Genomic DNA, 12,766 nt, shown 5'->3' on the forward strand with positions numbered 1-12,766 from the left:
TGGCACAGTAGTCTCCGGCGAGGGGAATAACAACATTCAAACCCGCTTGGGTGTGAAGGCCTTTATCAGCCCAATACTGACCGCTGAAAAAGCCAATGTTCCGGCATTTAAGCCATATGTTGAGGCCAATTGGGTCCATAACACCAAAGATTTTGGCACCACACTCGATGGTATAACCGTGAAGCAAGCGGGGGCAGCCAATATTGCTGAGTTGAAATTGGGTGTCGAAGGCCAGATCAATAACAAGCTGAATCTGTGGGGTAATGTGGGCCAGCAAGTGGGTAATAATGGCTACAGCGACAGCAGTATCACGTTAGGGGTTAAATACAACTTTTAATTAACGGGTTATGCCGCATTCACTGAGGCAAGTCAGTAAAAGTTTAGCTGCAGGTTTTTTCGGCCGCCAATAGATAAAATTGTTCCGTCTGAGATTAATCATCGATTCTAATGGAACGGGCGTCTTTATTTAAGCGGCACCAGGGTACTAGAAGGCTGTGTATCAAACAAACACGACCACTCATAGAGGTCCAGTGGTCGTCTCTCCAACGTTGATAGCCCTGGCAGTCGCTAGGGTAGGTAGCCACTTTGTCGCCCGCCATGGCGCCGGACGTGCGCAGTGCGTTAAAGGAAGCGGAACCTGCACAGAAAACCGATGCGGCATGAACAGAGGATAGTTCCGAAAGTATATTTATCAGAGCGGGATGACACATAATTACATACTCAGCGTAACCACCGTCGCAGCTAAGTCCCGGCGTTAACTGATTTTCGCACAGGTGAAACAGCCCCCTGTGGCACGGTGTGCAATACTGGCAGTAACCACCTAAGCCCTTCGATCTCACACTCGGATCGTAATAAACGTCAGGGTGACGTTATCCTTATGCACCTCGGTGTCAATACCTACGGCGGATGACCCTTTCCACATACGGCATCGTTATCAGGCGTTACGGCCGGCCATCACGCCACCATCGATATCCCAGATGGCACCGGTGACCCAACCCGTCTTGTCAGAGAGCAGGAACGCTACACTTTCGGCGATATCAACCGGCATGCCCACACGGCCAATTGGATGGAAACTGTCGAAACTGTTCATGACATCTTTCACATTGTCTTTCGGAATGAAGCCTTCGTAAATCGGCGTATACACTACTGCGGGCGAAACCGCGTTGACGCGAATACCTTTGCTGCCCAGCTCAATAGCCAGATTTTTGGTCAGTGCGTGCAGGCCTGCTTTCGCCATGGAGTAAGCGGAAGATGGTGTTGCGCCAATAGCCTGCTGCGCCCACATGGAACCGATGTTGACGATTGCGCCCTTAATACCTGCATCAACCATATTGCGCACCACATCACGGGTAATGAAGAAGGTAGCGCGGTTAAGATTCATGTACATATCATAATCGGCAGTTTCATGCTCGGTAAACGGTTTCGGAAAGAACACACCTGCCGCATTCACCAGCAGACTGATGTCTTTGTGTTCAGCGTTAATGGTGTTTACTACATGCTGCATGCCTTCCTCTTTCATCAGGTCGGCAACGATGATGGAAACCTGACCGTCTACCGCCAGGGCCTGATGTGCCTGCTCGGCTTTGTCCTGTCGATTACCGACCAATACTACACTACCGCCATTTTTCAGTACCAATTTCGCCGATTCGAAACCAATACCACTTGTACCACCGACCACTAACAGTTTTTTACCGGTAAAAGATGCGTTCATCGCCAACCTCTTTAAAATCATTTGATGTGTATTGATAAGATAGTCTGCCTCTTATCGTGTTAAGCCAGAATGCCACTTCGAATCGCCATTGACGAATGAGAATAAATTGCGATATAGAAAAGAAAATCTTTCTTGGTAGCATATACTTACTGACATAACGAATTAAGGAGTCAGTAATGAGATCGCTTAACCGACTGAAATGGCTACACGTTTTTGAAGCGACGGCCCGTCATGGCAGCTTTACGAGGGCTGCCCAGGAACTGGGCGTCACGCCCGCCGCAGTAGGTCAGATTGTCAGGTCGCTGGAGGGCTGGGTCGGGCACCCGCTTCTTCACCGTACCCGCACAGGTAAAGAGCGTCTGACGCTGGTTGACGAAGCACGGGATGCTCTGCAGGACATAACTCAGGGACTGGACAAATTGGAAGCCGGCCTGAATAAACTACGTGGCCGTCAGACTCACTCGGTTGTTGTGGTTACTGCCTCTCAGGTTTTGGTGATGAACTGGCTGATGGATCGACTAAACCGGTTCTCAGAAACCCACTCAAACATCGATCTGCGGCTTAACGTGACGGAAAAGCTGATGGATGTCCAACATGGTGAGGCAGACATTGGTATTCGTTGCGGGCAGGGTGACTGGGTGGGCGTGAATAAAACCTGGTTGATGGATGAAGAGGCTGTACTGGTCTGCAGTCCGCATATTGTTTCGCCAGAAAAAGTGACATGCGGTGAATGGCTCTCCACACAAAAGCTTATTCACGACGATACTTCACATCCAGGTGCTGATTTTCCATCCTGGGGAGATGTTCTGAGTGCATTGAATGCGCCCAAAGCACGCAAAAACGGGCTGCATATTAACTCCACATCTGCAGTTATCTTATCAGCGCTTGGAGGCCGCGGTGTTGCTATTGTCCGCTATGTGCTTGTGAAAAACCTTATTGAAACGGGGCAACTCGTCCAGCTACACCCAGACCATCGCTGGCCACTAAAATGGTCCTATTACGTGGTGACGCCACAAAAATCTGTCACACGCAGCGAAGTTAAAGTATTTCATGACTGGCTTATCCAAGACGTACTCTCCAAAAATATGTGAATTCTTCCCAACGGGTTTCACGCAGTGCCTAGCACGCTAGTAAATACGACATAGAATTTCCACTTCGAACCGCAAGAATATATGCTTTGTTGAAGTACGCTGACATTCTGATAATCACCTCCATCGAACGGTAAGCGCTGAATACTTATCTGGACAGTGCACACCAGGCGTGCGTATTTACGATGTCATGTAACCCCTTTTCTTCTGAGACAATAAATGGGGTTTGAGGTCCAATGGGGCGAAAACCTACGCTAAGCGTCTATATAGGGGTCTGAAGCCCAACCGTACGAAAACGTACGTTAAGTACAATTTGTGACCAATTGCCCGCCTTTGTCATACCTATCTAGTCAGATTCATTTCTGCGTTTGGCTTATTTTTCTGATGTTCTATGCTCATTGAGCAAAATTAACTTATTAACGAGGTTGAAAGTTGTTAAGTATTCCCCTATTTCATACACTGTAACTTCAGAGGATGAATGGAAAATATGCGGGAATATTTCACTCCATGCATCAAAGTATTTCCTGCAGAACTTTTGGTTCTGTCGCATTAAGGCGTGGTCAGGTAACATGCTGTTTTTTTACGATGTTGCCTGCCCATGTCTCTAATCCGAAAAGCCTTCCGTCGGCTGCATTACCCCTCTGATATTATCACCCAGTGTGTTCGCTGGTATCTCGCTTATGCCCTCAGCCTGCGTAATCTCGAGGAGATGATGGCAGAGCGTGGCGTTATTGTTGATCACTCCACGTTACACCGCTGGGTTATCCGTCTGGTGCCCTTGCTGGATAAGGTATTTCGTCGGCATAAACGCTCAGTAGGTCGTCGGTGGCGAATGGATGAAACCTACATCAAAATCAAAGGTCAGTGGAAATATCTTTACCGCGCGGTGGATACTGCAGGCCAGACCATCGACTTTCTGCTGACCGCCAAACGGGATGCTGCAGCCGCATTACGCTTCTTTCGCAAAGCCATTCGACACCAGGGCGAACCTGAGATAGTGACCCTTGATAAAAGTGGCGCCAACACGGCAGCGCTGACTACACTCAACGCCGACAAACCCGAAGAAGAAACCATTACTGTCAGGCAGAACAAGTATCTGAATAACCTGATTGAGCAGGATCACCGAAATATCAAACGTCGGATACGCCTGATGCTGGGATTCAACTCGTTCCGGCGGGCACAGACGANCCTGGCTGGCATCGAATTGATCCACATGATACGAAAAGGGCAATATCAACACCCGCAAAGTGAGGGATTTTCACCTGCGGAACAATTCTATTTGCTGGCTGCCTAAATAACCGCCAGCACCACTTTTGCTAACTTCTCTACGCTAATGCGACAGAGCCAAAAAAACAGCATATTACCTGACGACGCCTTAATGCGACAGAACCCCCCAGTTTGAGCTGATTGCGAGCCCGACTGTTTTCGATTGCAAGCCATTACAACTATGAGGAAAAAAAGTATCTACGAAACCCGAATCTATTCAAGGTAATATTCATTGAACTCGGGTTTAAGTTTTATCCCGTAATCTAGTTGCGGAATAAATAATCTGCTCATAAAGGATATTGTCAATGAATATGGTATGTACGGTTCTTCTTTCTTCGTTTGCACTACTCTCATTTTCTTCCGTAGCGGCAGAAGATTTACATAATAAACTGATCATCCAGGCTATTCCTTCCTCGGAAGGTACTGTGATGTTTGAAGGGCAGCCGAAGTATGAAAAAACGTTTAAGGTAGTTGTATACAGTAAAATTGAACAGCCGATCGAATTAACCGGATTTGTCGGTTGCTACAAAGCCTTCGATGAAAAAGGCAAAGAGTTTGATACGTGGACAGTGCAGGCTGATTTGTTGGGTACGTTGAAGGAAGGCGCGAAAGAGGGGGAAGTCTCGTTCGTCAGTGACGATGATTCTGTCTATAACGCCAAATTCGTAAAATGGTCTTCGCAGTGCCCATATCTGGCTAAGCGCACACAATAAGGGGACTGAGTGTTTCAATCAGTTCCCGAGGAGAAAAAACTCTCCGATAATAGGTGCAATCGAACTGTCTCTCTAGGCATCTGCTTTTAATGGTTCTGTCGCATTAGGGGTCAGTTTGGATATCGAAAATTATTGTACGTTAAGGTTGTTTTTTGACCTTTCGACTTTAGCTGGTCTCAGCCGCCGAAACTTACCGGAAGCCGGTATCCGGTTGCTTTTCCATATATAATCGCCGGTCAGATTGATGTGTTCCCAGCCTAGCGGGGACAAATGCGACAGCAGTTGCTCGTTGATCTTCACCCCTTTACGCTTCAGGGCATCGACCGCTCTTTCCATATAGACGGTATTCCACAGCGAGATAGCAGCCGTCAGCAGCGTCAGTCCACTGGCGCGATAGCTCTGATTTTCCGGTTTTCTGTCCCTGATTTCACCCAGCCGGTGAAGGAATACCGCACGCGCCAGCGCGTTACGGGCTTCTCCTTTATTCAGTCCCGCCTGTACTCGCCGACGAAGTGCCGGATCGCGGAACCAGTCGAGCATAAACAGCGTTCGTTCAATACGGCCAATTTCCCTCAATGCTTTGGCAAGTCCGTTTTGCTTGGGGTAGCTGGCAAGCTTTTTCAGCATCAGGGATGCCGTCACTGTTCCCTGCTTGGGGTCCGCTTGGAAAAGGGAAAATATCCTACGCTAAGCTCATTTATTAAGCAGACCTGATAGGCAGCTTTGAGCGAAATATAGACTTTCATACCCTGAAATTAACACTATTGATAATACGATCCCATTGACGACAGATCCGAGTGTTATAGAGGCTAATGCTTTGATGGCAGCAGCACTGACGACACAAATTAAAGTCGTGAGTGAAATCATCAAAACCTATGACGAACGAATCTAAACGCTGTTTGACACATTGCCAGATGCAGGGCTGTTTAAATCACTACCGGGTATAGGACCGTGCATGGGCCCGCGGATGCTTGCTGCACTTGGCGATAACCGTGACCGTTTCAATAGCGCAGAAGAAATTAAAAACTATGCAGGTATAGCACCGGTAACAGAACGAAGTGGCCAGAAATCCTGGGTTCACTGGCGATGGCAATGCGCTAAGTTCGTCAGGCAGACCTTTGTTGAATGGGCTGCCAAGACGGTTAACTCATCCTACTGGGCCAAACTGTATTATCAGAGCCTTAGAGAGAAGGGTAAATCTCACCAGTCTGCGATCTGGGCACTGGCGTTCAAATGGATAAGGATCATTTACCGCAGCTGGAAGAACAGAACCTGTTACGACGAAGCAAAATATTTACTGGCTCTCGAAGCGCGACACTCGCCCTTACTGAAGCCATAAAAAGCTTGTTGAATGTCTCAGGGCATGAAGCAGACGTTTTCTTGCAGTAGGTAAGGCTGTGGTGTGGAGTGCCAAGTATAGTGTAGCTATCCAGATAAGGCTGCTTTGTTTGGCCGTTGCTGCAACGTTTCAACCAGCCCACATCCCCGACGATAGAAAGCCGCATCGCGCTTCAGTGCCTGGTTATGAAGAACATCCATGACAAATAACATGGAGTCCTGTAGCAGTTCATCGATGAAATGGGCCGGGTCGGCTGTCACGGCGCTGTGAGCGAAAAGTGACAATGAGCATCTCCCTGAAAAATATCCCTTTTTCTGGTGCTGCTAAAAGCAGGGNGACCATACATCAGCGATCAGAATTATTCGAATACTCATTGATGAAAATTTGAAGGACATCCAACTATTTTGCAACGGACGCCCGTGTTACTGGTGCCAAGCACCAGTAACAAAGCCATAGCGAATATGACGCCCCCACCAACCTACAGTGGCTGATGAATCTCAACCCCTATCCGTCTCTCAATATCGTTCAAAATCGTGTCGGCAATCTTATTTGCCTCATCCAGATTCGGGTGTGAAACCATGATGCGGCCCAGCACTTCGTTTTTGGCCACTTTCCTTGCCGGGGTAAGTTTATCTGAATAGAAATTGACGATATTGGGATGGGTACTAATATCATCAGTAGTAAATTCTGGAGCGGTAACGCCGTCGGCCAGCGGCATAACTTTCCTGACGGTGACCGCTCTGTTGGCTGCGGGCAGCGCTATAGCGGTATCGGCCTGGGTAGCGATGGTAAACAACGCGGGATAAACAGAGACGCCGGTTGCCTGACGATAAATTTCCGGCATAACGCCGCCCATCAGGCGTGGGTTGGCTTCAACCAATATAGGACCATTGGCGGTATACATAATTTCGATGTGGAAAATACCGTAATCCAGGCGTAGGGCCGCGCAGACCGCTTTGGCATAGTGAAAGCACTCTTTCTTCTGCTCCGGGGTAATTGCTGCAGGCATTAAAGAGCCAAGCTCAACGCATTCGTTAAACCTCGACTGGCAGCGGCCGCTAATCATAAATTCATAAAAGGTGCCGTTATAGATCCCTACCTCAGCCGATAATAACGTTCCTTGTAAAAACTCCTCTATCAGAATGCCGCGGGAGAAAAGGTTCTGATAGGTCTGCGCGCCGGATAGGGCTGCGTTTAAAATATCAGCAGAGGCAGCCTCTACTTGCTCAGGCGTAGAGACCTTTATCGCATACAAACTATCGAAACCGCTAACCGGCTTGAATATAAACGGAGGCGTATATTGCGTGAAGATCGCTCTGGCCTCTTCTGTGGTATGCGCCACCCAGCTGCGGATGGTTGGGACCCCCTGCTCCTGCAAAATAGCGCGGGCCTGGCGTTTATCTCTGGCGTTTTTAACTCCCTGTGGATCGGTAAAAGGGATGTTGCATCGATGGCAGGCCTCAGCCACCGCTTCAAGGCTGGGTTCGTTAGGGGCAATTACACCATCGATATCGTCACCCTGCAAAATAGTATTCAGCAGGCGGACCAGTTCATCGGCGTCAGTACCGTTTTCCATATCGATAATATTATCCAACCGCGACAGTACCGACTGGGTATAGCTATTATTTTGATAAAAAGCGACATTGCTCTGGCGTAGAAAGGTCACCTTAAAGCCCTGCTTCACAGCTTCATCCATGCTCTGAATCGCCGCATTGTTAGCGTCAATAAAAACTAAATTTTTCATTTTGTTACCTCATTAACGTGATGGGGATTTCTGAGCGTCAGCAGCAGGCAGAGAATGATGCAGGCAGTAAATATGACCGCATTGAGCCAGAAAGAGGGTGAGTAAAACAGGCAGCCGGTGCTGATGATACCGCCGACTGAGGTCGCAAGCTGGAATGAGGCGTTCATCACTCCGTTCAATGTGCCGCGTTCGTTAATGTCCGCCATTTTATAAACCTCAACAAATATCAGCGGGTTAATCGATGACCTCACCCATGAAAAGAGAGAAAAAAGCAGCGTCTGTAGAATGATATAGTCAGCAAATAGCGGCATAAATAACACTGAGACAATCGCGACCAGCAGAATTAACACCATCGCATTTCCTGGCCTGGCAAAAAGTTTACTGATGCGGGTGATGGTGGTCGAAGCGATCAGTCCGGTAATCCCTGAGAACATAAAGAGAATCGCCAACTGGTAGCTATCGCCCGTACCGTTTTTCGTCAGCCAGTAGGCATACATGCCGAACACCACAAAAACGGATAAACCAAACAGCGCGTAGAGCAGGATGTAGTTAAACACCTGCGGATTACGGATCAGCGACCTGTATTTAGCCAGATAGGTGTTGATATTAATGCTGGACGTGGTGCCATTTTTTTCTCCTTCCAGCAGCTTTAACATCAGGATCACGCTAATAATCAGTATCGCTATCAACAGCAGGAAGGGGAAATACCAGGGGATCTTATCACCAGAGAGTATCCCCAAAGGCAGCGCCAGGAGTTGCGCCAGCGATGCCGCGCCCTGAACGATGCCGGTTACAAACAGCCGTCTTTCATCTTCAAAAAGCTCAACGATTAGCGGGAAAATGGTCGCCCCCATCATGGGCACAAAAAAACCGCTCAGGATACGAAAGGCGATCAGAGACTCGATATTGGGAGAGAAGATCGAGCCTGCATAGGATAAAACAGAACCGGCAGCACCGATGAGTATGAATTTCTTTTTGCCATATTTATCAATAAATGGCCCGTATAACAAATTGCAAATAAATGCGATAAAAGGAAAGGCGCCCAGCAGGAGTGCGATATGGTGCTCATTGGCTGCAAAATGCTGCTGTAACGAAGGCAGCATCGGATAGATAAAAGATATATTAAAATTGACGACAAAATAGCAAATACAAAATATCGCAATCAGACCACGGTTCCTCATTTTTTTCCTTAGCGCCACCGGTGATGGACCAGTGGCTGGTTTAGTTTACAGGTTGATGGCGAAGGGTTTCATCTTCTCATAAATCGTTGTGGCTCGATTTACCATGCCCCATTCTGCTTCACTGAACTGAAAATCATCATCGTAGCCCATATTCTTTTCAGGGATAAAGCCGGTTGAGGATTCCAGCGTTTTATGGAAACGCGCGTGAGCTTCTGCCTCTTCGGGAGTCCATTGACGAACGTTACCATCGTTCCAGCTCAACTGCGATGCCTGAAAATCAAGACCAACCGCCTCACAGTATTTTCGCAGCGAATGCTCAGGCGCGTTGCGCAGCGCATCGCCTTCAATCACCACCGGCGGCTGCTCAGCGTCAAAAATTCTCTCCCAGAGCTGATCCATCGCGGTAAAGCCATATTCCCACTCACCAATCTCATTTTTACGTACGGCTTTGCGCGAACGAAGGCAGGCTTTAGGTTCCCGAATGATCAGCGTATGACGGGCCTGGTTAAAAATTTCGTCGCCGACATAGGGCAGGCCAAAATAGGCCATCTCTTTTAAAAAGAGTATGGGCGTATCGATAGCCAGTAATTCTTTATCGACGGCTTCCCCCGTTTGTTCCCAAATTTCCGGCCGATCGCCATACATATCAGTCATGCGATCCTTTGAAAAATAGTAGGTATCTGCATAAGGTTCGAATAAGCCGATGGTATCGTCGCGCATCTGAAATGATTTCAGCATCGCCGTGGATAAAGAGCGCGCAGGCCCCCACAGGAAAATAATTTTTGACATGATCGCTTCCTTTAGCGTAACGGATAGATGGAGTTGGGTTTCTTCTTTTTGCGTCTGAAAAGAGAAAAAATAATTGATAAAAAGTTCTTCTTTCTTTTACTCATGCGTATCACCTATATGTTGATTAATTAGTCTTGCCATTTCGAAATAGCCCGCATCGTTGAAATGGACGCGATCGACGTAGATACTTTCGTTAATCAGTGGGGAATCCTGCATCAGGGCATTGGTATCGTAAAAATCAACGCCACTCTGCGCTAATTTTTCGCGCAGGCGTTCGACCAGAACAGGATGATTCTTTTTATCGAGAATTCGCGAGAAGAGACGCCAGAAATTATTAGGGCACTGATCGATAGCGTTGAATATCTCCTCCTCGGTGCCGGTAAGCCGATCTTTCGACCAGTAGGACATCGGTTGCAGAAAGAAAGAGAGTTTGGCGTTATAGGGCGCCAACAGTGATTTCCACTGGATCAGCGTCTGGCTGATGACCTCAGCCGTTCTTTCCATACGCTGGGCGGTGTCGGTAGCTTCATCAGAGATAATAACGTCGGCCGGATTAGCGTTTTCAGCGATGCCCAGGATCTTGTTATAAAGCCTCTTCACTGGATTGGCATTGCGCCTGTCCAGTGAAGAGGCATAACTGTTCTTTCTGCTCTTTAAATCGTCATTATATTTTTCCATATAGTGCTGATATTCATAAGAGTAGTAATATCGCCCATGTTCCGTAGCCAGCTCGTCAGGAATACCTTCCAGCGTCAGAGTATTCATGCCACTGAACACCACCACGTGATTGATCTGCTTAAAGCGATGCTGATGCATTAAAAACAGGATCACTTCCTGAGTCGAGTTATATCCCCGACCACCAAAATTTAGCCATGGCTCATTGGTCAACTTCGACAGCGCTGAAGCAATGGTATGATCGTCAGCGGTAGCGCCCGTGCCCAGGGTTGTCGATCCGCCGATAATGATGTTTACGGGTCGATCGGACGGCACAGAGTCGGTGGAAATATAGCCATCCTGGTACCTGGTGTAGCGAAAACCCAAGCTATCGGTATTGATAGCTTTAGATTTAAACTGCGTTTGATGAAAAAACATGGTGTAAGGGAGCCATCTTACGCCAAGATACATAAATTCATCGTAATCGCGAATCTGCGGCGTGAGGCGATAGACCTCGTTTACCGCCTCATCGTGGCTGAGCTTATTTCTCATTCTTCGCTCCTGGCTCAAAGTGGTAAAAACTCTCTTTGTCCTCGAATTTTAAATTCATAGGATCTTTGGTTCTGTTTTTAACAAAACCTATAGGCAGCAAAATAAAAAAATAGTAGAGCTTAAGGAACAGATTCATTATTTAGTCCAGTGTATAGATGTTTTGCCAGTCTTCATCGTCAGGCAAAGGCGGTTGTTCGGACTTGATGCAGACAAGATTACCCATAATCAGCGTATCCATTTTGGTACGCATGAAACATTTATAGGCATCGTGTGGCGACTCAACGATTGGCTCGCCGCGAACGTTAAAGGAGGTGTTTATTAAAACCGGGCAGCCGCTATGTTGGTGAAATCGGGTCAACAGATCGTGGAATTTAGCATTGTTCCTTTTACGTAATATCTGCACCCTTGCAGAATTATCAACGTGCGTCACCGCAGGGATTTGCGAGCGCAAAACCTGTAATTTCTCAATTCCCTCAAGATTGTCATCTTTGTAAGGTATAAGCTTGTCTTCAGCAACGCCGGAGACGAACAGCATATACTCATCTTCCTGATGAATATCAAACCACTCATGGGCATATTCTTCCATCACGATCGGCGCAAACGGTCGGAATGATTCGCGGTTTTTAATCTTCAGGTTCATAACGCTCTGCATGGTGGTATTGCGCGGATCGCCGATAATCGAACGGTTACCTAACGCGCGTGGGCCGAACTCCATGCGATCCTGAAACCAGCCAATTACGCTGCCCCGTAAAATATCCTCTACCGCGTGATCCAGCAACTGGTCCCACTGATACTCATGGTAGACCGCGCCGATACTCTCCAGATATTTCTTGATTTCGGCATTGTCATAGGCCGTGCCAAGATAGGCGCCAGCCATCAGGTCACCATCGTAATGATACCGCTGGCCGCTGTCAGCCTGGCCTGCGTAAAGTGCGCCAACGGCACCGCCGCAGTCGCCCGCTGCTGGTTGAATCCAGATGTTGTCGAATATCTTCTCTTGCGCAATTTTGCCGTTGGCAACGCAGTTAAGCGCAACGCCGCCCGCCATGCAGAGATTTTTTTCACCGGTAATGGCGTGCAGGTGGCGGGCTATTTTTATCACTACCTCCTCTGTAATCGCCTGTATAGAGGCGGCCATATCGAGATAGTGCTGGCTGAGCGAGGATTCCGCCGTTCTTGGCGGCTTACCAAAAAGCTCGCTGAAATGCTCTGACAACATGCAGTTACCTACCGCATAGTCAAAGTAGGCCATGTTTAATATAAAACTGCCGTCGTCATTTATCTTAATGATGTTTTCTTTGATGATATCGACGTAGGCCGGGGTGCCATAGGGGGCGAGGCCCATTAACTTATATTCGCCGGAATCGACCTTAAAGCCGCAGTACCAGGTGAACGCGGAGTAGAGCAGGCCAAGCGAGTGGGGGAATTTTATCTCCCAAATCTTTTCCAGCTTTTTTCCCTCTCCGCGCCAGGCGGAGGTGGTTGCCCACTCGCCAACGCCATCAATACAGAGCACGGCGGCATTTTCAAAGGGGCTGGGATAAAACGCTGAGGCCGCGTGTGAGTGATGATGATCGATATACTCAATCGGTGGGATCTCTGTGGCCGGAAAATATGTTGTTAATTCTCGATGCAGTTTCCTCTTGATATCCCTTTTTTCGGAAAACCATAGCGGCATCTCTTCGTTAAATGAGGCTGTACCCTTTATCCCGAAACATGAGTAAGTCTC

General features: G+C 47.9%; 11 protein-coding genes and 2 pseudogenes. 5 read left to right on the top strand and 8 right to left on the bottom strand.

The genetic code is table 11. The annotated features are described in order from the left end of the window. Window positions 1-337: autotransporter outer membrane beta-barrel domain-containing protein (locus V1952_RS15235; protein WP_420075032.1), on the top strand; the 337-nt coding region annotated here is incomplete at its 5' end. Between the two features lie 597 nt (window positions 338-934). On the opposite strand, the gene V1952_RS15240 is transcribed toward V1952_RS15235, so the two are convergent. Continuing rightward, window positions 935-1,711 carry an SDR family NAD(P)-dependent oxidoreductase gene (locus V1952_RS15240; RefSeq protein ID WP_420073844.1) on the bottom strand — a complete coding sequence of 259 codons (777 nt, stop codon included), beginning with the start codon at window positions 1,709-1,711 and terminating at the stop codon, window positions 935-937. A gap of 176 nt (window positions 1,712-1,887) precedes the next feature. Between V1952_RS15240 and V1952_RS15245 the strand changes: the two genes are divergently transcribed. The 3 genes from V1952_RS15245 to V1952_RS15255 all read left to right on the top strand — a co-directional run bounded on the left by V1952_RS15245 (window position 1,888) and on the right by V1952_RS15255 (window position 4,778). Continuing rightward, window positions 1,888-2,802 carry a LysR substrate-binding domain-containing protein gene (locus V1952_RS15245; RefSeq protein ID WP_420073845.1) on the top strand — a complete coding sequence of 305 codons (915 nt, stop codon included), beginning with the start codon at window positions 1,888-1,890 and terminating at the stop codon, window positions 2,800-2,802. A 595-nt stretch (window positions 2,803-3,397) separates the two neighbouring features. After that, a complete protein-coding gene (locus V1952_RS15250) occupies window positions 3,398-4,093 on the top strand; it encodes an IS6 family transposase (RefSeq protein ID WP_420075033.1) in 696 nt (231 codons plus the stop codon). Window positions 4,094-4,370: 277 nt separating this feature from the next. After that, on the top strand, window positions 4,371-4,778 hold the full coding sequence (locus V1952_RS15255; protein WP_420075034.1) for a DUF4354 family protein: 408 nt from the start codon (window positions 4,371-4,373) through the stop codon (window positions 4,776-4,778). Window positions 4,779-4,917: 139 nt separating this feature from the next. Here the strand turns inward: V1952_RS15255 and V1952_RS15260 are convergent. Then, window positions 4,918-5,432, bottom strand: a pseudogene (locus V1952_RS15260) (Tn3 family transposase); the annotation flags it as partial. Between the two features lie 106 nt (window positions 5,433-5,538). Between V1952_RS15260 and V1952_RS15265 the strand changes: the two are divergent. Then, window positions 5,539-6,117, top strand: a pseudogene (locus V1952_RS15265) (transposase); the annotation flags it as partial. An 86-nt stretch (window positions 6,118-6,203) separates the two neighbouring features. Here the strand turns inward: V1952_RS15265 and V1952_RS15270 are convergent. From V1952_RS15270 to V1952_RS15295, 6 genes are all read right to left on the bottom strand, one after another. Next, window positions 6,204-6,401 (bottom strand): hypothetical protein, encoded by a 198-nt coding sequence (locus V1952_RS15270; RefSeq protein WP_420075035.1) that lies wholly within the window; start codon window positions 6,399-6,401, stop codon window positions 6,204-6,206. Between the two features lie 194 nt (window positions 6,402-6,595). After that, the gene (locus V1952_RS15275; protein WP_420075036.1) at window positions 6,596-7,813 is read right to left on the bottom strand and encodes an ATP-grasp domain-containing protein; all 1,218 of its coding nucleotides are present in this window, start codon (window positions 7,811-7,813) and stop codon (window positions 6,596-6,598) included. Window positions 7,814-7,857: 44 nt separating this feature from the next. Continuing rightward, a complete protein-coding gene (locus V1952_RS15280) occupies window positions 7,858-9,042 on the bottom strand; it encodes an MFS transporter (protein ID WP_420075037.1) in 1,185 nt (394 codons plus the stop codon). Between the two features lie 45 nt (window positions 9,043-9,087). Beyond that, window positions 9,088-9,831 (bottom strand): hypothetical protein, encoded by a 744-nt coding sequence (locus V1952_RS15285; protein ID WP_420075038.1) that lies wholly within the window; start codon window positions 9,829-9,831, stop codon window positions 9,088-9,090. A gap of 96 nt (window positions 9,832-9,927) precedes the next feature. Then, window positions 9,928-11,037: an SGNH/GDSL hydrolase family protein gene (locus V1952_RS15290; RefSeq protein WP_420075039.1), complete on the bottom strand. Its 1,110-nt coding sequence runs from the start codon at window positions 11,035-11,037 to the stop codon at window positions 9,928-9,930. 139 nt (window positions 11,038-11,176) lie between these two features. Beyond that, window positions 11,177-12,766: carbamoyltransferase (locus V1952_RS15295; RefSeq protein WP_420075040.1), on the bottom strand; the 1,590-nt coding region annotated here is incomplete at its 5' end.

Source organism: Yersinia sp. 2542 StPb PI (genome assembly GCF_048593855.1).
Taxonomy (GTDB): domain Bacteria; phylum Pseudomonadota; class Gammaproteobacteria; order Enterobacterales; family Enterobacteriaceae; genus Yersinia; species Yersinia enterocolitica_E.

Excerpts from the sequence above, each read along its gene's own strand:
- V1952_RS15240 (WP_420073844.1), bottom strand. The coding sequence starts at position 1,711 with ATGAACGCATCTTTTACCGGTAAAAAACTGTTAGTGGTCGGTGGTACA.
- V1952_RS15245 (WP_420073845.1), top strand. The coding sequence starts at position 1,888 with ATGAGATCGCTTAACCGACTGAAATGGCTACACGTTTTTGAAGCGACG.
- V1952_RS15255 (WP_420075034.1), top strand. The coding sequence starts at position 4,371 with ATGAATATGGTATGTACGGTTCTTCTTTCTTCGTTTGCACTACTCTCA.
- V1952_RS15275 (WP_420075036.1), bottom strand. The coding sequence starts at position 7,813 with ATGGATGAAGCTGTGAAGCAGGGCTTTAAGGTGACCTTTCTACGCCAG.
- V1952_RS15280 (WP_420075037.1), bottom strand. The coding sequence starts at position 9,042 with ATGAGGAACCGTGGTCTGATTGCGATATTTTGTATTTGCTATTTTGTC.
- V1952_RS15285 (WP_420075038.1), bottom strand. The coding sequence starts at position 9,831 with ATGTCAAAAATTATTTTCCTGTGGGGGCCTGCGCGCTCTTTATCCACG.
- V1952_RS15290 (WP_420075039.1), bottom strand. The coding sequence starts at position 11,037 with ATGAGAAATAAGCTCAGCCACGATGAGGCGGTAAACGAGGTCTATCGC.